The 16,555-nt window shown below is 69.8% G+C and carries 14 protein-coding genes; 10 read left to right on the forward strand and 4 right to left on the reverse strand.

The features are described from left to right. On the forward strand, positions 1-459 hold the full coding sequence (locus tag N0B31_RS20600) for a nuclear transport factor 2 family protein (RefSeq protein WP_260593528.1): 459 nt from the start codon (positions 1-3) through the stop codon (positions 457-459). Here N0B31_RS20600 and N0B31_RS20605 read toward each other — a convergent pair. Next, positions 456-1,664 carry a DUF3179 domain-containing (seleno)protein gene (locus tag N0B31_RS20605; RefSeq protein ID WP_260593529.1) on the reverse strand — a complete coding sequence of 403 codons (1,209 nt, stop codon included), beginning with the start codon at positions 1,662-1,664 and terminating at the stop codon, positions 456-458. The two genes, N0B31_RS20600 and N0B31_RS20605, sit on opposite strands and share 4 nt — an antisense overlap. Before the next feature lie 186 nt (positions 1,665-1,850). Here N0B31_RS20605 and N0B31_RS20610 point away from each other — a divergent pair, with 186 nt between their 5' ends. The 5 genes from N0B31_RS20610 to N0B31_RS20630 all read left to right on the forward strand — a co-directional run bounded on the left by N0B31_RS20610 (position 1,851) and on the right by N0B31_RS20630 (position 7,143). Beyond that, positions 1,851-3,062 carry a CaiB/BaiF CoA transferase family protein gene (locus tag N0B31_RS20610; protein WP_260593530.1) on the forward strand — a complete coding sequence of 404 codons (1,212 nt, stop codon included), beginning with the start codon at positions 1,851-1,853 and terminating at the stop codon, positions 3,060-3,062. After that, positions 3,062-4,012: a hydroxymethylglutaryl-CoA lyase gene (locus N0B31_RS20615; RefSeq protein ID WP_260593531.1), complete on the forward strand. Its 951-nt coding sequence runs from the start codon at positions 3,062-3,064 to the stop codon at positions 4,010-4,012. Before N0B31_RS20610 ends, N0B31_RS20615 begins: the two co-directional genes overlap by 1 nt. Then, positions 4,009-5,331: a 3-isopropylmalate dehydratase large subunit gene (locus N0B31_RS20620; protein ID WP_260593532.1), complete on the forward strand. Its 1,323-nt coding sequence runs from the start codon at positions 4,009-4,011 to the stop codon at positions 5,329-5,331. The genes N0B31_RS20615 and N0B31_RS20620 overlap by 4 nt, the downstream gene beginning before the upstream one ends. Beyond that, positions 5,328-5,837, forward strand: coding sequence for a 3-isopropylmalate dehydratase small subunit (locus tag N0B31_RS20625; RefSeq protein WP_260593533.1), 510 nt, complete (start codon positions 5,328-5,330; stop codon positions 5,835-5,837). Before N0B31_RS20620 ends, N0B31_RS20625 begins: the two co-directional genes overlap by 4 nt. A 139-nt stretch (positions 5,838-5,976) precedes the next feature. Next, positions 5,977-7,143, forward strand: coding sequence for an acyl-CoA dehydrogenase family protein (locus N0B31_RS20630; protein ID WP_260593534.1), 1,167 nt, complete (start codon positions 5,977-5,979; stop codon positions 7,141-7,143). 12 nt (positions 7,144-7,155) lie between these two features. Here N0B31_RS20630 and N0B31_RS20635 read toward each other — a convergent pair whose 3' ends face one another. Next, on the reverse strand, positions 7,156-8,370 hold the full coding sequence (locus N0B31_RS20635; RefSeq protein ID WP_260593535.1) for a CaiB/BaiF CoA transferase family protein: 1,215 nt from the start codon (positions 8,368-8,370) through the stop codon (positions 7,156-7,158). Between the two features lie 315 nt (positions 8,371-8,685). Here N0B31_RS20635 and N0B31_RS20640 point away from each other — a divergent pair, with 315 nt between their 5' ends. The 4 genes from N0B31_RS20640 to N0B31_RS20655 all read left to right on the forward strand — a co-directional run bounded on the left by N0B31_RS20640 (position 8,686) and on the right by N0B31_RS20655 (position 14,302). Beyond that, positions 8,686-9,816, forward strand: coding sequence for an acyl-CoA dehydrogenase family protein (locus N0B31_RS20640; protein ID WP_260593536.1), 1,131 nt, complete (start codon positions 8,686-8,688; stop codon positions 9,814-9,816). 1 nt (position 9,817) lies between these two features. Continuing rightward, positions 9,818-11,881 (forward strand): acetate--CoA ligase family protein, encoded by a 2,064-nt coding sequence (locus N0B31_RS20645; protein WP_260593537.1) that lies wholly within the window; start codon positions 9,818-9,820, stop codon positions 11,879-11,881. Between the two features lie 366 nt (positions 11,882-12,247). Continuing rightward, positions 12,248-12,607 (forward strand): DUF8109 family protein, encoded by a 360-nt coding sequence (locus N0B31_RS20650; RefSeq protein WP_260593538.1) that lies wholly within the window; start codon positions 12,248-12,250, stop codon positions 12,605-12,607. A gap of 96 nt (positions 12,608-12,703) precedes the next feature. Further along, entirely contained in the window at positions 12,704-14,302 is a 1,599-nt protein-coding gene (locus N0B31_RS20655; RefSeq protein WP_260593539.1) for a class I adenylate-forming enzyme family protein, read from the forward strand. 51 nt (positions 14,303-14,353) lie between these two features. On the opposite strand, the gene N0B31_RS20660 is transcribed toward N0B31_RS20655, so the two are convergent. Together N0B31_RS20660 and N0B31_RS20665 are read right to left on the reverse strand one after the other, a co-directional pair. Next, positions 14,354-15,550 (reverse strand): acyl-CoA dehydrogenase family protein, encoded by a 1,197-nt coding sequence (locus N0B31_RS20660; protein ID WP_260593540.1) that lies wholly within the window; start codon positions 15,548-15,550, stop codon positions 14,354-14,356. A gap of 71 nt (positions 15,551-15,621) precedes the next feature. Continuing rightward, positions 15,622-16,404 carry an HpcH/HpaI aldolase family protein gene (locus N0B31_RS20665; protein ID WP_260593541.1) on the reverse strand — a complete coding sequence of 261 codons (783 nt, stop codon included), beginning with the start codon at positions 16,402-16,404 and terminating at the stop codon, positions 15,622-15,624. Between the last annotated feature and the right edge of the window lie 151 nt (positions 16,405-16,555).

A 16,555-nucleotide genomic window follows, 5' to 3' on the forward strand; every position in this document is an offset into this window, starting at 1 on the left:
ATGGCTCCCACCGACACCGCGGTACAGGAACTGCTGGACGCCCGCGCCATCGAGACGCTCCGGTACCGCTACTGCCAGCACGTCGACCGCCACGAGTACCGCGAGTGGGCGTCGCTGTTCGCCCCCGACGGGACGTTCACGTCGGACCTCCCGAACCGGGACGTCTACACCGGCCCCGACGAGATCTACCAGTTCGCCCGCGACGTGCTCGACAACCCCGACGCACCCAACGCGGGCTACCTCTACTCGACACACGTCGCGGTGAACCCGGTGATCGAGGTGACGGACGACGCGGCGACCGGCCACTGGTACTTCTTCCTCCGCTACGCGCTGGCGAACGGGACGAGCGGCTTCAAACACGGCCACTACGACGAGACGTACCGGCGGGTCGAGGACGAGTGGAAGTTCGCGTCCGTCCGGGTGGGGTTCGACTCGGCGGGGACGTTCGAGCCGGTCTAGTCCCGAGAGAAGGTGTAGTCCCCGTACACGGTCGTGTCGGGGTTGAAGTCCCGCCACGTCTCCCAGAACAGCTGTGGGACGTCCGTCGCCCGGACGAGCCGCTCCCCCTCGAACGGGCCGTCGACGGCCAGGCCGGTGAGCCGGCGCCAGCGCGAGCCCCCCGCCCGGAGGTGTCTGTCGTCCCACGCCTCGAAGGTGAGCGTCCGGCCCCGGACGCGCCGTTCGTACGCGACCAGCGAGGTGCCGGGCGCGACGGTGACGACGACGGGTACCCCGCCGACGACGTCGTTGACGACACGCTCCTCGACCACGACCGGGAGGGGATACGCACGGGCCGCCACACCGTACTCGACGCCGAGGACGTGTGTGAACTGCCCGCGGTCGAAGTCGGCTGCCTCGGGGCTCCCCGGGGCGCGCGTCGCGGGCTGGAGGTAGGTGCCGGTCGCGTTCATGCCGGGCTGGCCGTAGTAGAGCGGCTTCGAGAGCGGTGGTGGCAACAGCACCGCCGTGTCGGGGAACTCCTCACGCCACGCCCCCCACTTCGTCAGCGTCGACGGGACGAGCTCGAGGCGTTCGCCCGTCAGCTCACCGTTGATGGCGACCATCTCCGCCTGTGTCCAGAGACTCCTCGTCTCGCGGTCGTACATCACGAGGTTGAGCTTCCAGAGCAGTCCGCTCACGCCGAACGTCGCCTCCTCTCCGCGGACCTCTCGGACGGCGACGATGCTCGAGGCACACACCGGACAGTAGGTGACGAGCAGCGGCCCGTGGAACTCGTCGTTCACGACCTCGTGGCCGGCGAGGACCCGCAGTGGGTACGCGCGGGCCTCGCCCTCGCGGACGACCCCGACGACCGTGTCGTGGTCGGTGAGCCGCGGCTCGGTCTGGAACTCCCGCTCGGTCCCCGGAAAGTGCGTTATCGTGAGGTCGGCCCAGTCGGGCCCGAACGCCGGCTCCGTGATGGATCGGATGGCGTCCTTCGGGAGGCCGTTCAACATGTCCGCGACGGGGATGGGCAGCGCTTCGTCCGCGACGCGGCCGTAGTCGGCGGGGTCGCCCCGAGCAGCAGGCGGCTCCGTCTCGGCCGGCGTCGACGTGGGTGACGGAGCCTCGTCGTCGCGGCGGGGGGTGAACGCGGCGTAGCCCAACGCCCCGGCCGCGGTGCCGACGCCAGCGAGTCCGAGGAGGAGCTGTCGGCGGTGCATCGACGACGGTACGCGCAGGTCCGGTGAAAGCGCTATCGCGGTCTGGCGCCCCGTGCACAAGCCACAGTCGCGTACCGTAGGAGGCAACAGGGTTTATACCCGCTGCCACTAAACCGGGTAGCAACGTCGCCACGTGACCGTCCGGCTGCCAGCCGACCGACACGGGCGAGTATCGCACCACTACACATGTCAGAACCACACGAGGCCGTGGGACCGCTCGACGGGTTGACCGTCATCGAGGCCGGGTCGATGATCTCCGGTCCGACCGTCGGGCGACTCATGGCCGACTTCGGCGCAGACGTCATCAAGATCGAACACCCCGAGTTCGGCGACCACCTGCGGAACTTCGGCCCAAAGAAGAACGGGGCCGGGCTCTGGTGGAAGTACCTCGGCCGGAACAAACGGTCGGTCACCCTGAACCTCGGGAGCGAACGCGGGCAGGTCGTCTTCGAGGACCTCGTGAGCGAGGCCGACGTGCTCGTCGAGAACTTCCGCCCGGGCACCTTCGAGAAGTGGAACCTCGGCTACGACCGCCTGCGTGAGCTGAACCCCGACCTCGTGATGCTTCGCCTCTCGGGGTTCGGGCAGGACGGCCCGTACGCCGAGCGGCCGGGGTTCGGCACGCTCGCGGAGGCGATGTCCGGGTTCGCGTATCTCAACGGCTTCCCCGATCGGCCGCCGCTGTTGCCGCCGACGGGGCTCGCCGACGGCATCGCCGCCCTCTACTCGACGTTCGCCGTGATGTTCGCGCTCTACCACCGCGACGTGAACGGCGGGTCGGGACAGGTCATCGACACCAGCCTCATCGAGCCCATCTTCTCGCTGCTCGGTCCACAGCCGCTCCGCTACGACCAGCTGGGCGAGATCGAGTCCCGGTCCGGGAACCAGTCGACCAGCAGCGCGCCGCGGAACGTCTACCAGACGGGCGACGACCGGTACGTCGCCATCTCGGCCAGCGCCCAACCCATCGCGATGCGGGTGTTCGACGCCATCGACCGCCCCGACCTGAAGGACGACCCGCGGTTCGAGACGAACGCGAGACGGCTGGCGAACGTCGACGAACTCGACGCCATCATCGAGGGGTGGATGGACGAGCACACCCGGGCGGAGGTGCTGGAGGCGTTCGAGGCGGCGGACGCGACCATCGCCCCCATCTACAACGTCGAGGACATCCTCGCCGACGAGCACTACCAGGCCCGCGACGCCGTGGTCGGTATCGCGGACGAACAGCTCGGGGAGGCGCGCGTGCAGGACGCGTTCCCGCGGTTCTCCGAGACGCCCGGCCGCGTCGAGTATCTCGGTCCCGAACTCGGTGCCCACAACGACGCGGTGTACGGCGGCCGGCTCGGCTACGACGACGACACGCTCGCGGAACTCGAATCCGAGGGGGTCATCTGATGCGGCTCCCCGACGCGGTCCACGTCGTCGAGATGCTCCCGCGCGACGGCTTCCAGCGACTGGACGAGTTCGTCCCGACCGACGAGAAGGTCGCCATCATCGACCGACTGAGCGAGACGGGCGTCGACGAGATCGAGATCTCGTCGTTCACCCACCCGAAGGCCGTCCCCACGCTCAGAGACGCGGACGAGGTGGCGAAGCGGATCGAACGACGTGACGACGTGGCGTACCGTGCGCTCGTCCCGAACCTCCGGGGGATGGAGCGGGCGGTCGACGCCGAGGTCGACAAGGTGAACGCACTCGTCACCGTCAGCGAGACGTACACGGAGAAGAACGTCAACAGCACCCGCGAGGCGGTGCTCGCGGGGATGGACGACATCGTCGAACTGGCCCACGACCACGGCATCGAGGTGGAGTGTGGGATGGGGACGAGCTTCTACTGCCCGTACGAGGGTCGGATCGACCCCGAGGAGACGCTCGGGGTGGTCGACCGCGTCGTCGAGGCCGGCGTCGACGAGGTGACGCTGGCGACGACGATGGGGCTCGCCAACCCCGTCGAGGTCTCCGAGATGTTCTCGGCCGTGTTCGAGCGCCACCCCGACCTCGACGTGGGACTCCACCTCCACGACACCAACGGGATGAGTCTCGCCAACACGCTCGCGGCGATGGACTGCGGCGTCGACCGGTTCGACGCCTCCGTCTGCGGGCTCGGCGGCGGCGTCGTCCTCGCCGAGGGACTGTCGGGCGTCGGCAACACCCCCACCGAGGACCTCGTCCACATGCTCTCGCGGATGGGCGTCGACACCCGCGCCGACTTCGCCACCGTCGAGACCGTGGCCGACGAGGTGCGCGAGCGACTGGGGCTCGGCGCGACGAGCCACGTCCTCATGGGCGGCACCGTCGAGAACGTGCTCCGTACGATGGGGAGCGACGACGGAGGGACGGCATGACGGGCAAGACGCTCGCCGAGAAGCTCCTCTCGGCGAAGGCCGGCGAGGACGTCCGTGCGGGCGACTACATCGAAGCGCAGGTGGACGTGGCGATGGCACACGACATCACCGGTCCGCTCGCGTTCCAGACGTTCGAGGAGGTGACCGGCGGTGAGGGTGACCTGTTCGCGCCAGGCCGCACCATCTTGACCATCGACCACCACGCGCCCGCCGACGGGGTGCAGGCGGCGAACAACCACAACGCCATCCGCGAGTTCGCGGCCGAACACGGCGCGCACCAGTACGACGTCGGCGACGGCATCTGCCACCAGGTGCTCATCGAGGAGGGCCACGTCGCCCCGGGTGACCTCGTCATCGGTGCGGACTCGCACTCGACGACGTACGGCGGCATCGGCGCGTTCGGGACGGGTGTCGGCTCCTCGGACCTCGGCACGGCGCTCGCCACGGGCGAACTCTGGTTCCGTGTCCCCGAGACGCTGCGGTTCGTCGTGGAGGGAGACCTCCCCGAGGGCGTCTACGCGAAGGACCTCATCCTCCGGTTCATCGGGGACGTGGGGTTCGCGGGCTGTACGTACATGGCCGCGGAGTACGTCGGATCGACCGTCGAATCGCTCCCCGTCCACCAGCGACTCGTCCTCACCAACATGGCCATCGAGATGGGCGGGAAGACCGGACTCGTGCCCGCCGACGACCGCGTGGCTCGCTTCCTCGAGGCCGAGACCGGGCAGGCAGTCGAGTTGCCCGCCCCCGAGGACCGCCGCTCGGACGACGACGCCGAGTTCGCCAGCGTCCACGAGTACCGCGCCGAGGAGCTAGCGCCGCAGGTGTCGAAACCGTCGAACCCCGAGAACGCCGTCGACGTGGGCGAGGTCGCGGGGACGGACGTCGACCAGCTGTTCGTCGGCACCTGCACCAACGGGCGATACGAGGACATCTCGCTGGTCGCCTCGGTGCTGGAGGGCGAGACGCTCGCGTCCGGCACCCGGATGGTCGTGGTGCCGGCGTCGGGGTCCGTGTACCGCAAGCTCCTCGCGACCGGCGAGATGGCGACGCTCGTCGACGCCGGCGCCGTCGTCCAGGCGGCCGGCTGTGGCCCCTGTGCCGGCTACCACCAGGGCGTGCTCGGCGACGGCGACGTCTGTCTCGCCACCGCCAACCGGAACTTCCCCGGCCGTGAAGGCTCGATGGAGTCGTCGGTGTACCTGGCGAGCCCCGCGACCGTCGCGGTGTCGGCGCTGTACGGCGAGATCACCGACCCACGCGAGTACGACGGGCTGCCACGGTTCGACGACCACGCGCTCGCGGAGGTGGAGGCGTGACCGACCCGAGCACACCTGCGAGAGCGTGGGTGTTCGGCGACGACGTCGACACCGACCAGATCGCCCCCTCGCGGTTCATCGTCTCCTCGGACCCCGAGGAACTCGCCGAGCACGCGTTCAACGACCTCCGACCCGAGTTCGCCGCCGAGGTCGAGGCGGGCGAGTTCGTCGTGGCGGGGACGAACTTCGGGAGCGGCTCCTCGCGCGAGCAGGCCCCACTCGCGCTCGCGGGGGCCGGGGTGGCGGGCATCGTCGCCCAGTCGTTCGCCCGCATCTTCTTCCGGAACTGCATCAACCTCGGGCTCCCGGTGCTCATCTGCCCCGAGGTGGGGAACGTCTCCGACGGCGACGAGATCAGCATGGACCTCGACGCGGGTCTCGTCGAGAACCACACGACGGGCGAGCAGTACGATGCCGAGCCACTGCCCCCGTTCCTGCAGGAACTCGTCGACGTGGGCGGGCTGAAGGCGTACACGAAGGCCAAGCTCGCTGCCGACCGGGAGTGACCCGCGTGACGAACGTTCAAGACGTGACGGCCGGAAGGTGGCGTATGCCTGCACGCACCCCTCCGGCCGCGCCCCGGTGCTCGTCGCTCGCCCGCGTCTGTCGGTCCGCTCCGCTCGACACTCCCGACGGTGGTCGCTGATGGACGCCTTCGAGACCGACATCGCCGACGGCGTCCTCTCCGACGAGCACCGGATGCTCCGGGCCGAGACCCGGAGGTTCGTGACCAACGAGGTGCTCCCGGAGGCGCGCGAGCGCGACCCCGAGAAGGCGAACATGTCGGCCGAACTCGTCGACCAGCTCGCCGAGATGGGCTTCTTCGGCATCCTCGTCGACGAGGCGTACGACGGCCTCGGCCTCGACCTGAAGGCCTACGCCGTCATCGCGGAGGAGTTGTCGAGAGGCTGGCTCAGCGTCGGCAGCATCATCGCTCGCGGGCAGAGCCTCGCGGGTGCGACCGAGGCACAGCGCGAGTACTACCTCCCGAAGATGGCCCGTGGCGAACTGCTCAAGGCCATCGCCATCTCCGAACCGGGCGCGGGCTCGGACGTGGCGAACATGCGCACGCGAGCGGAGCGCGACGGTGACGAGTACGTGCTGAACGGGCAGAAGATGTGGACCACGTTCGCGAAGGGTGCCGACTTCATCCTGACGTACGCGGTCACCGACCCGGACGCGGAGCCGGCGTACACCGGTATCTCGGGGTTCATCGTCGAGAAGCCCGCGGGCACCTTCGACCGCGAGGGACTGAGCGGGCAGCGCGTGAACAAGATCGGCTACCACGGCTGGGACACCTGGATGGTGAACTTCGACGACGTGCGCGTCCCCGCCGACACGCTCGTGGGCGAGGCGGAGGGGAAGGGGTTCTACCAGATCGTGGAGTTCTTCGAGGAGGGGCGGGTCCACACCGCGGCGCGAGCGGTCGGACTGGCACGGGCCGCGCTGGAGGACTCGCTGTCGTACAGCCGGGAGCGCGAGCAGTTCGGCCAACCCATCGGCGAGTTCCAGGCGACCCGATTCAAGTTGGCCGAGATGGCGACGAAGGTCGAGGCCGCGCGGGCGCTGACGCTGCTCGTCGCGGAGGCCGTCGACCGTGGCGAGCGGGCCGACGCGCAGGCCGCGATGGCGAAACTGTTCGCCACGGACGTCGCCGAGGAGGTGACGAGCGAGGGTATCCAGATCCACGGCGGCTACGGCTACACCACCGACTTCGACGTCGAGCGCCACTGGCGCGACGCCCGGCTCACACGCATCTTCGAGGGGACCAACGAGATCCAGAAGCGCATCATCGCCGACCGGCTGTTCTGAGGCCCCGCGACCTCACGCCTCGTCCAGTTCGCCGACGACGCCCGCCGCCACCAGCCGCTCGATTGCCGTGTCGTCGAGCCCGACCTCCTCGAGGACGGCCCGTGAGTGTTCACCGAGTCGGGGGGGATGTCGGTCGACACTCGGTTCGGCACGCTCGTACTTGACCGGGAAGCCCAGCGTCTCCACCTCGCCGGCCGTCGGGTGGTCGAGCGTGCGACGCATCTGGCGGGCCTCGACCTGCGGGTCGTCCCAGACCGAGACGGTGTCGTTGATGGGCGCGGCCGGAACGCCGGCCTCGCGGAGCGCCGCCACGAGGTCGCTCGCGTCCCACCGCTCCAGCACGGCCGTCAGTTCCGCTTCGAGCGCCTCCCGGTTCGCCACCCGTTCGTTCACCTCCGCGAACCGCTCGTCGGCGGCCAGTGCCGGGGCATCGACCGCCTCGCAGAACGCCCGCCAGTGGCGGTCGGTGACGACCGACAGCTGGACGGCGCCGTCGGCGACCTCGTAGACCCCCTCGGGCGCGAAGTAGTTGTGTCGACGGCCGAAGGGTGGGTACGGCTCGCCCGTGGCGAAACTGTACGTCGCGCGCGTGGTGAGCCCGGCCAGCCCGGCGTCGAGCAGCGAGACGTCGACGAACTCGCCCTCGCCCGTCCGGTCGCGGGCGTACAGCGCGGTGAGGATGCCCTGGACGGCGTACAGCGCGGCGAACACGTCGTTCATCGGGACGCCCGAGCGCATCGGGCCGGAGTCCCCGTCGCGTGTCATCGACATCGCGCCGCCGAGCGCCTGCACCGTCGTGTCGATGCCCGGGAACTCCCGATAGGGTCCCGTCTCGCCGTACGCGGAGATGGAACAGTAGACGATCTGCTCGTTGTGTTCGCGGGCGGTCTCGTAGCCGATGTCGTACCGGTCGGTGAACGTCGGCGGGAAGTTCTCCAGCACCACGTCCGCGGCCTCGACGAGCTCCAGGAACAGCTCGCGTCCCTCGTCGGTCGTGACGTCGAGCGCGAGACTCCGCTTGTTCCGGTTCGCGGTCAGGTAGTAGAAGCTCTCGCCCGCCGCACCGCCGACCCGCGGTTCGAGGCTCCGGGCGAGTTCACCGGTCTCCGGGCGCTCCAGTTTCACCACGTCGGCACCGAGGTCGCCGAGCAACTGACCGGCGTACGGGCCGGCGATCATGGTCGAGAGTTCGAGGACGGAGACGTCCGCGAGTGGCTTCGTCGTCATCTGTCTGTACGCCACTGGCGCCGACGCCAGCATCACGCTTTGGGTCCGTCCGGGGCGGGGAACGCACCCGCTCCTCCGGGGGGAACGGTTCCCACGAGCGACGATGCGGATGGGGCGGGTGGACGCCGGCACTGGGTGACCTGTCTGACGTCGTGTGGAACGGCCGCCGTGGGGCAGTCTCAATCTATAAATAACTGAGTTACCACCGGTGAAGTATGCGACCGAGCCACACGCACCCTGCCGAGCGCCGGGACTCGATGGAGACCCGGACGACCGACCCCATCACCACCCGGCAGCGGCGGGGGCGGTGAGTCGATGGAGTTCCAGCTCACCGACGAACAGCGACTCGTCAAGCGCACCGCGAGCGAACTCGCCGAGTCACAGTTCGCAGACGCGGCGTTCACGTGGGATGGCGACATCCCGTGGCCGAACGTCGAGACGCTCGCCGACCAGGGGTTGCTCGGCATCTCGCTGCCCGAGGCCTACGGCGGCGGGGGGTACGAGGTGCTCGACGTCCTGCTCGCACAGGAGGCCGTCGGGCGGGTCTGTCCCGACACCGCACACGTCCTCTCGCGGTCCTCGATGGGCGTGCCGCGCGTCATCGCCGAGCTCGGGTCGGACTACCTGAAGGAGCGGTACCTCCCGCCCGTCACGGCTGGGGAGTCCATCCTCTCCATCGCCATCTCCGAGTCGGAGGCCGGCTCCGACGCCGGCGCGATGCAGACCACGGCGCGCGAGGAGGGCGACGAGGTTGTGCTGGACGGCCACAAGATGTGGGTGTCGAAGGGGACCCACGCCGACGCCTTCCTCGTCTACGCGCGGTTCGCGGAGACCGACCGCATCGGCGCGGTCGTCGTCGATGCCGACGCGCCCGGACTCACGGTAGAGGACGGCTACGTCAACATGGCCGACCACCGGCAGAACGTCCTCCGGTTCGACGACTGCCGGATTCCGGTCGAGCACGAACTCGCCGTCGGTGCGGACGCGTTCAAGGAGCTCCTCGCGGAGTTCAACGTCGAGCGGTGTCACAACGCGATGATGTGCGTCGCCTGCGGGCTGAACGCCTTCGACACGGCTCGCGAGCACGCCGCCGACCGCGAGCAGTTCGGCCAGCCCATCGGCGAGTTCCAGGCCATCGAGCACAAGCTCGCGGACATGGCCATCAACCTCGACGCCGCCCGCCTCCTCGTCTACCGGACGGCCGCGAACGCCCGCGGTGGAACGGCCTCGCGGATGGAGGCCTCCATCGCGAAGGTGTTCGCCAACGAGGCCGGTCAGGAGGTCGTCGACCAGGCGATGCAGATCTGCGGTGCGATGGGCTACTCGAAGGACAGCCCCCTCGAGTACCTCTACCGGTGGGTCCGCGGCTGGCGCATCGCGGGCGGTACCGTCGAGATCCACCGCAACGGCATCGCCGAGCAGCTGCGGAAGTACGGGTTCGAGTGATATGGACCGGCTGTTCACCCCCGCGTCCATCGCGCTCGTCGGCGCCTCGGCGGACCCCGAGAAACTGTCGGGGCGGCCGTACCGCTACCTGCAGCGCCACGGGTACGAGGGGGAACTGTTCCTCGTCAACCCGAGCCACGACACCATCGATGGCCGGCGGTGTTACGATTCGGTGACCGAGCTTCCGAGGACGGTCGACCTCGCGATGGCGCTCGTGCCCGCACGACTGACCCCGCAGGTCGTCACCGAGTGTGGCGCGGCGGGCATCCCGTACGTGCTGGTCATCGCGTCGGGGTTCTCCGAGACGAGCGAGGGAGCGGCGCTGGAGGCGGAGCTCCTCGACGCCGCCCGCGAGGCCGGTGTCCGGCTCGTCGGCCCGAACTCCGAGGGGCTGGTGAACGTCCCCAGGAGGGTGGGGGCGTCGTTCTCCTCCATCCTCAAACGCGAGTCACTCGTCCCCGGTGGCCTGAGCGTGGTCACCCAGAGTGGGGCGTTCGGCGGCGCGCTGTTCCAGCTGTCCCAGGACCGGAACGTCGGCGGCAACGTCTGGCTCTCGACGGGCAACGAGGCCGACCTGACGACCGTCGACTTCCTCCGACACCTCGTCGAGGACGCCGGAACCGACGTGCTCGTCAGTTACGTCGAGTCGCTGACCCGTGGTGGGGAACTGCTCGACGTCGGCCGCCGCGCCGCCGAGACCGACACGGACCTGGTGGCGATCCGCGTCGGTGAGTCGCCAGCGGGCCGGGAGGCCGCGGCCTCGCACACGGGGAGCATCGCGTCCGACGACGCCGTCTACGAGGCCGTGTTCGAGCAGGCCGGCGTCACGACCGTGTGGGGCGTCGACGAGTACGTCGACCTCGTCACGGCGCTCTCGACGGTGCCCGCGGCCGCGTACCCCGACGTGGACGCCGAGGCGGGCCGCGGCATCGGCGTCCTGAGCGTCTCGGGCGGCGCCGCGGTACTTATCGCCGACACCTGCCACCGAGTAGGACTGCCCCTCGCCCGCTTCGCCGACGAGACCGTCGCCGCCATCGAGGCCGAGATTCCGGCGTACGGCTCGGCGACGAACCCCGTCGACGTGACCGGCGGCATCATCAGCCAGCCGGAGCTGTTCGAGCGCTGTATGCGGAGCGTCGCGACCGACGGGGCGGTCGAGGGCGTCGTCCTCCAGTTCGGGAACTCGGGCGGCGAGACCGTCGAGACCTGCAAGGCCGAACTGCTCGACATCCAGGCCGAGAGCGACCGCCCCATCGCCGTCGTGTTCACCGGCGGCCAGCCGAGCCCCGAGACCGCCACCGAACTCCGCGAGGCCGGCGTCCTCCTGTTCGAGGACCCGGTCCGTGCGGTCCGGACGCTCAAGACGCTCGCGGACCGGCGGACCGCCCGTGGGCGTACGGCGCGACTCCCCGACCGCGTCGACTACGCGGACCGCCGGCCGTTGCCCGGCGACGGCTCGTGGGCGACGGTGGCCGACGCGCTCGCCGAGGTCGGTGTCTCGTTCGCCCGGACGGTTCGGGTCGAGCGCGCCGACGCAGCCGTCGACGCAGCCGAGCGGATCGGCTATCCGGTCGCGATGAAACTGGACCCGCTCGTCGTCGACCACAAGTCGGAGGTCGGGGGCATCCGGGTCGGACTCGACGACGCGGCGGCTGTCGGTGACGCCTACGAGGCACTCGCCGCGCTCGGCGACGGAGTCCTCGTCCAGGAGCAGGTCGAGGGGGTCGAGGCGGTCGTGGGTGTCGTCGACGACCCGGACTTCGGGCCGGTGATGCTGGTCGGGCCGGGCGGCGTGTTCGTCGAGCTGTTCGACGACTTCGCGTATCGGGCGCTACCCGTCACCGAGTCGATGGCCCGCGAGATGGTCGCGGAGACCGCACTCGGCGACCTGCTCGACGGCTACCGGGGCGCCCCACCCGGCGACGTGGACGCGCTCGTCTCGCTCCTGGTCGCGGTCTCGGACGCCTACGCGACGTACGACCTCGCGGAACTGGAGTGCAACCCAGTGATCGTCACGGCCGACGACGCGCTCGCGGTCGACCTGCTCGTCTCGGCGGGGGAGTGAGCAACGGCACGCACGTCGGGCTCCCCCGGCCAGTCCTGCACGGTGTGTATCGAACGACGCCGTACGCTCGAGGCGCCGACTCGGAGCCGGCGGCTTCCGGGCCGAACTCGGTCGAAATTCACGAGTCATCCACCGTGAAGCGGGCACGAGTACAACCGTGAGCGGGTGTGGGAGCTGGAGTCCGAGAGGTACCGCTCGTGGCGCCCGGTCGCCGACCCCGGCCCACCTATCGCGTGGAGAATACTTCGATTTCGGTGGCAGAACCGAACTGCTCCCGCTTGTGGAACTCGAGTCACATAATATCTTGTGATTCCATGCGATAAATCTTGGATTACGCTTATGTGTTCGCAGTACGAGGTCCGGGCCATGCGCTACGAGACCTTGCTCGAACGACGTGTCGACGAGTGGGAGGACGGCTACGGTGTCGTCCAGATCGTCAGCCCCGACTCGGCCGACGAGAACGAACTCCGGTTCTGTTACTACAAGAACGGCGAGTTCGTCAACCGGCCGCTCACCATCGCCCCCACGGCGGAGGCGGCCGAACGGACCGCCGAGGTCGTCGAGACGATGGCCAGTCTGGCCCGGACGTTCACCCCCGACGAGATATCGGCACTCGTCGCGGAACTCGGCGAGGACCGCATCCTCGAACTGGCCGTCCTCATCGAGGAACTCGGACGGGGTCGCTTGCTCGAGATACTGCAGGCACAGCAGGAAGGGGACGACTGACGCCCCTCGTGGCCGACCGTACCGCCGGGGGCCGGTCGGGGACCCGAGAATCGCTCGGGGGGAACGCTTAATGGACGTTTCTCGCTATCACGTCGCATGCACCTCGACGAGGTCACGGGCGACGCCCGTGGCGGGAACGTCGCACGGTTGTTCGACGAGACGGTCCGGAACCACGGTGGGGAACTCGCCGTCGAGGGGCCGGGACGTGAACTCACGCACGCCGAACTCGCCCACGAGACGGCGTCGTTCGCGGGCGGCCTGCGCGAGCGTGGGTTCGACCCGGGTGACAGGCTGTTGTGCTACCTGCCGAACTCCCCGCAGTACCTCGTCGCCGCGCTCGGCGCCTTCCGCGCGGGCGTGGTCGTCTCGCCCGTCAACCCGCAGTACAAGCGGCGCGAGCTCGGCTACCAACTCGAGGACACCGACGCGTCGGTCGTCGTCACGCACCCCGACCTGCGGCCGGTCGTGACCGAGACGCTCGCCGAGTCCGACCGAGACCCGACCGTCGTCTCGGTGGGTGACCCCGACCAGCATCACCCCGACGACGTGGCGTTCGACGCGGTGCGTGGCGACCCGGTGACGGTCGACCGTGACCCGGAGGACGTCGCGCTCCTCCCGTACACCTCGGGGACGACGGGCCAGCCCAAGGGGGTGCGACTCACCCACCGGAACTTCGCGGCACAGCTCGTCTCGTACCTCGCCAGCCGGGACGACGAGGTGGCCGACACCGACGTCCGGTCGCTCTGTTACCTGCCGCTGTACCACATCACGGGGTTCACCCACGTCGCCATGCAGCCGCTGGTCCGTGGTGGCGCACTCTACCTCCGCAACCCGAGCGACTGGTCGGCCGAGACGGCGATGGAGACCATCGAGTCCGAGGGTATCACCCACTTCGTCGGCGTCACGGCGATGTACGTCGACATGGTGGGGAGCGGGTCGTTCGGCGAGCACGACCTCTCCTCGCTCGTCCGGGTCAGCGAGGGGGGTGCGAAGATGTCCGTCGCCGTCCAGGAGCGCTTCGAGGCGGTGGCGGACGTCTCGCTGACCGAGGGGTACGGCATGACCGAGACGACCGGCGCGACCCACTCGCAACGGGGATCGGCGTTCGGCCCACGCCACGGCAGTATCGGCCAGCCGCTGCGCCACACCGACTGCAAGGTGGTCGACGCCTCGGGCGAGGAGGTGCAGCCGGGCGAGGAGGGCGAACTCCTCGTCCGTGGCCCGCAGGTGATGGCCGGCTACCACGGGATGCCCGAGGCCACGGCGGACGCGTTCACCGAGACGGGCTACCTCCGGACGGGCGACGTGGCACGGCGTGACGCCGACAACTACTACGAGATCGTCGACCGCAAGAAGCACGTCATCGTCACCGCCGGGTACAACGTCTACCCGAGCGAGGTGGAGGAGTTGCTGCGCGAACACGAGGCCGTCGCGGACGCCGCCGTCGTCGGCCGCGACGACGACCGTCGCAACGAGGTCCCCGTCGCCTACGTCGTGGCGGCACCCGATACCGAACCCACCGGGCCCCTCGCCGAGACGGTCCGCCAGTTCGTCCTCGACCGGGTGGCCGAGTACAAGCACCCGCGCGAGGTCCACTTCGTCGACGCGCTCCCCCGGACGGCCAGTGGGAAGGTCCAGAAGTACGAGCTGGAGCGGCGCGCGGACGAGGCCGGAGGGGCGACGAGCGAGTCCTGACCTGACCGTCTCGTCGGCCGGTGACGACGGCCCGACCGGCCGCGCGGCCGCTCAGATGAGCTCGCGCGCGATGGTCCGGCGCTGTATCTCGTCGGTCCCCTCGAAGATACGGAGGACCCGGGTCCCCCTGTAGCGCCGCTCTATCGGCTGGTCCTTCATGAACCCGGCACCGCCGTACACCTGCATCGCCACGTCGGCCGCCTGGTTCGCGAGCTCGGCACCACGGAGCTTCGCCATCGACTCCTCCTTGCGGGCGCGTTCGCCGTTCTGTATCTTCCACGCCGCGTAGCGGTAGAGCCAGCGGACCTGTTCGACCTCGGTGGCGAGGTCGGCGAGCTGGAAGGAGACGCCCTGCCGGTGTCCGATGGGCTTGCCGAACGTCTCGCGGTCGCGGGCGTAGTCGACCGCGAGGTCGAGGAGGTGCTGTGCCGTGCCGACCGCGTTCGCGGCGATCTTGATGCGCCCGCCGCCGATCCAGTTCATCGCGGTCTGGAACCCCTGGTCCACCTCCCCGAGGACCTTGTCCTCGCCCACGCGGACGCCGTCGAACCGGAGTTCACACTGCCCACCGGGCGTCAGCCCCATCGTCCGGTGGACGTGCTCGACGCTGTAGCCCTCCTTGTCGGCGTCGACGAGGAAGCAGGTGATGCCGCCGTACTCACCCTTCTCGCCCGAGGTGCGGGCGAACACCATCGCGAAGTCGGCGTACGGCCCGTTCGTGATCCAGTACTTGTTGCCGTCGATGACCCACTCGTCCCCGTCCTTCTCGGCGGTGGCGTCCATGTACTGGGGGTCGCTCCCGTGGTCCGGTTCGGTCAGCGCGAAGCAGGTGGTTATCTCGCCCTCCATCAGCGGGTCGAGGTACTCCTCGCGCTGTTCCTCGGTACACGCCAGCAGGATGGCCGTCGGGCCGCCGGCCCCGCCCATGATGGCGTCGTGGAACCCGGGCGGCCGGTTCGCGAGGTGCTCGGTGACGATGGCGCTCGTCAGCAGGTCCACGCCGCCGCCGCCCACCTCCTCCGGCATGTCCATCCCGTAGAAGCCCGCCTCGACCGACTTCTGGCGGATGGTCTCGACCACCTCCCGGTACTCGGGGACCTGGAAGTGGTCCTCGTCGACGATGTGTCGCTCGTAGTCCTCGCCGAGGAACTCGGGGTGTTCGTTCTCCAGCGGGACGACCTCCTGCTCGATGAACTCGTCCAGCGCCTTCTTGATCTGGGTCGCCTCGGCCGGTTCGCTGAAATCCATGTCGTGTGCTGGCAAAGCACTAACAAATAGGTTCGGGTGGCGGCCCCCTCCGTCGGGGCGGGTCGGACGGCCTACTCGTCGGGGTCGCCGGCCTCGGCCACGGCCTCCCGATACGCCCCCCGCGCCGCCTCGCCCCCCTCGGCGAGGTACTGGAGGTCGTACCCGACGGCCATGAAGTCCACCCCCCGCTCGACCCAGCCGTCGATGCCGTCCGTACTGGTCGCGAGCGTCCCGACCGGGACACCGGCGTCGTGGGCAGCCGCGACCACCGACGCCACCGCCTCCTCGAACCGGTCCTCGCCGGGTGCCGACCCGAGGGACGCGCCGAGGTCCGCCGGCCCGACGAACAGCGCGTCCAACCCGTCGAGGGCAGCGATGTCGCCCGCGTTCTCGACGCCCCGCTCGGTCTCCACCTGGGCGATGGCGACGACGGACTCGTTCGCGGTCTCGACGTACTCGGCGAACCGCGCGCCGTAGCCCGAGGCACGCGCGGCGGCCATCCCCCGGACCCCCTCGGGCGGGTAGCGCGTCGCCTCGACGAACGCCTCGGCCGCCTCGCGCGTCTCGACCATCGGCACCATCACGCCCGTCGGGCCGGTGTCGAGGGCGCGCTTGATGCGGACGGGGTCGTTCCACGGCACGCGGACGACGCTCGCGGCCGCGCCGTCGCTCCCGGCGTCGACGGCCCGCACCAGCGACTCGACGGTCTCGACGCTCGCCGGGGTGTGTTCGGCGTCGAGGAAGACGCAGTCGAAGCCCTGTTCGGCGGCGAGTTCGGCGACGGCCGGATGCGGCACCGACACCCACGTCGCCTCGACCGGGTCGCGCTCCGCCAGCGCACGCTTCAGGTCCATGCGGTGTCGACCCGCGGCGGCAGCAAAAGGGTTGTCCGCCGCACCGGGCGCGTGCGGCCCTGGCGTTCGCCGTCGCCCAGTCGTCACACACTCTCGCCGTTGCCCGGTCGTCCCACACTCCCGTGTCGGTTGCCGCCGCCGGCGGGTCCTC

The sequence above is a fragment of the Salinirubellus salinus genome, assembly GCF_025231485.1.
GTDB classification, from domain to species: domain Archaea; phylum Halobacteriota; class Halobacteria; order Halobacteriales; family Haloarculaceae; genus Salinirubellus; species Salinirubellus salinus.

Excerpts from the sequence above, each read along its gene's own strand:
- N0B31_RS20600 (WP_260593528.1), top strand. The coding sequence starts at position 1 with ATGGCTCCCACCGACACCGCGGTACAGGAACTGCTGGACGCCCGCGCC.
- N0B31_RS20605 (WP_260593529.1), bottom strand. The coding sequence starts at position 1,664 with ATGCACCGCCGACAGCTCCTCCTCGGACTCGCTGGCGTCGGCACCGCG.
- N0B31_RS20610 (WP_260593530.1), top strand. The coding sequence starts at position 1,851 with ATGTCAGAACCACACGAGGCCGTGGGACCGCTCGACGGGTTGACCGTC.
- N0B31_RS20615 (WP_260593531.1), top strand. The coding sequence starts at position 3,062 with ATGCGGCTCCCCGACGCGGTCCACGTCGTCGAGATGCTCCCGCGCGAC.
- N0B31_RS20620 (WP_260593532.1), top strand. The coding sequence starts at position 4,009 with ATGACGGGCAAGACGCTCGCCGAGAAGCTCCTCTCGGCGAAGGCCGGC.
- N0B31_RS20630 (WP_260593534.1), top strand. The coding sequence starts at position 5,977 with ATGGACGCCTTCGAGACCGACATCGCCGACGGCGTCCTCTCCGACGAG.
- N0B31_RS20635 (WP_260593535.1), bottom strand. The coding sequence starts at position 8,370 with ATGACGACGAAGCCACTCGCGGACGTCTCCGTCCTCGAACTCTCGACC.
- N0B31_RS20640 (WP_260593536.1), top strand. The coding sequence starts at position 8,686 with ATGGAGTTCCAGCTCACCGACGAACAGCGACTCGTCAAGCGCACCGCG.
- N0B31_RS20645 (WP_260593537.1), top strand. The coding sequence starts at position 9,818 with ATGGACCGGCTGTTCACCCCCGCGTCCATCGCGCTCGTCGGCGCCTCG.
- N0B31_RS20650 (WP_260593538.1), top strand. The coding sequence starts at position 12,248 with ATGCGCTACGAGACCTTGCTCGAACGACGTGTCGACGAGTGGGAGGAC.
- N0B31_RS20655 (WP_260593539.1), top strand. The coding sequence starts at position 12,704 with ATGCACCTCGACGAGGTCACGGGCGACGCCCGTGGCGGGAACGTCGCA.
- N0B31_RS20660 (WP_260593540.1), bottom strand. The coding sequence starts at position 15,550 with ATGGATTTCAGCGAACCGGCCGAGGCGACCCAGATCAAGAAGGCGCTG.
- N0B31_RS20665 (WP_260593541.1), bottom strand. The coding sequence starts at position 16,404 with ATGGACCTGAAGCGTGCGCTGGCGGAGCGCGACCCGGTCGAGGCGACG.